Annotated in this window: 1 protein-coding gene; it reads left to right on the top strand. The window is 44.8% G+C overall.

Annotation, left to right across the window (positions count from 1 at the left end; genetic code table 11):
* The first annotated feature begins 125 nt into the window (after positions 1-125).
* The gene (locus O9295_RS21295) at positions 126-1,514 is read left to right on the top strand and encodes a DUF559 domain-containing protein (protein ID WP_288035153.1); all 1,389 of its coding nucleotides are present in this window, start codon (positions 126-128) and stop codon (positions 1,512-1,514) included.
* Positions 1,515-1,776 lie beyond the last annotated feature (262 nt).

Below are 1,776 nucleotides of genomic sequence, written 5' to 3' on the forward strand. Positions count from 1 at the left end.
CTTTCCGAAAGTCCTTGACTTGTTTTAGTTTTTCTATTAAGCTCAACATATCTTTCAAAAGTTCGCGTTCACTTCTCATTTTACCTGACAGTGATCGCTTTTACTTTTGATATTCTGATGGGAGAATGAAACAGCCCTACCCCAACCCCCCCGACATCGGGGGGGCTTTAGGAGGGCAAGGGGGGGCTTTAGAAATAGAAAAATTACAACCGGGAGATTATGTCATCGGACATGATCTGCAACCTCATCGGATTCTTCGTACTATCAGCAAAACCCATCAAGGGAAAATGATCGGGATTCGTCACCACCTTTGTCAGCAAATCCTCTGGGTAACGGGAGATCATCGAGTCTTATGTCAAAAACGGACAACCGGTTATGGAGGCGATCGCAATTGGGAACATATTCCTAAAAATAATTTTGCTTTAGCTAGAGAAATGAGAAAAGAAGCTACTCCAGCCGAAGCTAAATTATGGCAAGAAATCAAAGGAAATCAATTAGGAGTTAAATTCCGCCGTCAACATCCTATTGGACGTTATATTACCGACTTTTATGCAAGAGAAAAGGGTTGTATTGTTGAAGTAGATGGAGATAGCCATTATAGGCCAGATGCGACAGTTTATGACCAAGAAAGAGATACTTATTTAAACTCTTTGGGATTAAATATTTTGCGATTCAATAATCAAGAAATTTATCATAATTTGACGGGAGTATTAGAGACAATTAAAGCCACATTGTCTGCGGTTGAACCTTCAGAAGATCATGACAAAGAATGGCGACGGGCTGATACTTTAAAAATCGGTGATATTGTTTATTTTGGCAGGGAACAAATACCCTGTGAAATTAAAGATTTAGAATCGGAAATAACGACGGAAACAGTCTATGATTTAGAGATTGAAACTGTCCACTCTTTTATTACTGAAGTTTGTACCGTTCATAATTGTGGAAGTGGGACAACCGCCTACGTTGCCGAACAATGGGGGAGAAGATGGATAACCTGTGATGTCAGTAGAGTACCCTTAGCCTTAGCCAGACAGAGACTATTAACCGCCACCTTTCCTTGGTATCAACTGAAAGATAATAACTCACCGACGGGGGGTTTTATCTACAAGAGAAAACAGAACAGTAAAGGGGAAGAAATTGGGGGAATAGTCCCACACATCACCCTGAAAAGTATCGCTAACAATGAACCCCCCGAATCGGAAATCTTAGTTGACCGTCCCGAAGTAGATAACAGTATTGTGCGGGTGTGTAGTCCCTTCACCATCGAGGGAACCATACCGCCTCCGGTGGAGATGGAAGACGAACCGGAAAGCGCAGCGGTGGTAATCGACAATAGCGGTTCTTATGAAGAACGGATGTTGGAAATTCTGCGGAAATCTCCCGTGTTGCGTCTGTCTGGGAACCGCACCATCACCCTGAACAACGTGCGACAGCCGACAAGAACCCAGAATCTATCGGCCGAAGCAATGGTCAAAGCTAGTGATTTAGAAGGTGCTACCTTGGGGAGGTGGTAGATGAGGCCCTAGAAGCAAACCTGAACCAGCTTCCCCTCTCCCAGAAACCGGTGGCGTTTCTATTCGGACCGGAGAACGGAGCGATCGCAGAACAGCCCGTTTACAGAGCGGCTGGGGAGGCCTATCATCGGAAATTTTGGGTCTGAAACCCCGCCGTTCTAGGTTGGCTTTACGTTAGAATTAAAAGGCCAGTCTCGAAAACCAAGTGGACGGCGCAGCACCTTGAAAACTCGGCTTAGGGGGTTCCGACCAGAAAAGCTTG

The organism is Microcystis sp. LE18-22.4A (assembly GCF_027531105.1).
GTDB lineage: Bacteria > Cyanobacteriota > Cyanobacteriia > Cyanobacteriales > Microcystaceae > Microcystis > Microcystis aeruginosa.

Excerpts from the sequence above, each read along its gene's own strand:
- O9295_RS21295 (WP_288035153.1), top strand. The coding sequence starts at position 126 with ATGAAACAGCCCTACCCCAACCCCCCCGACATCGGGGGGGCTTTAGGA.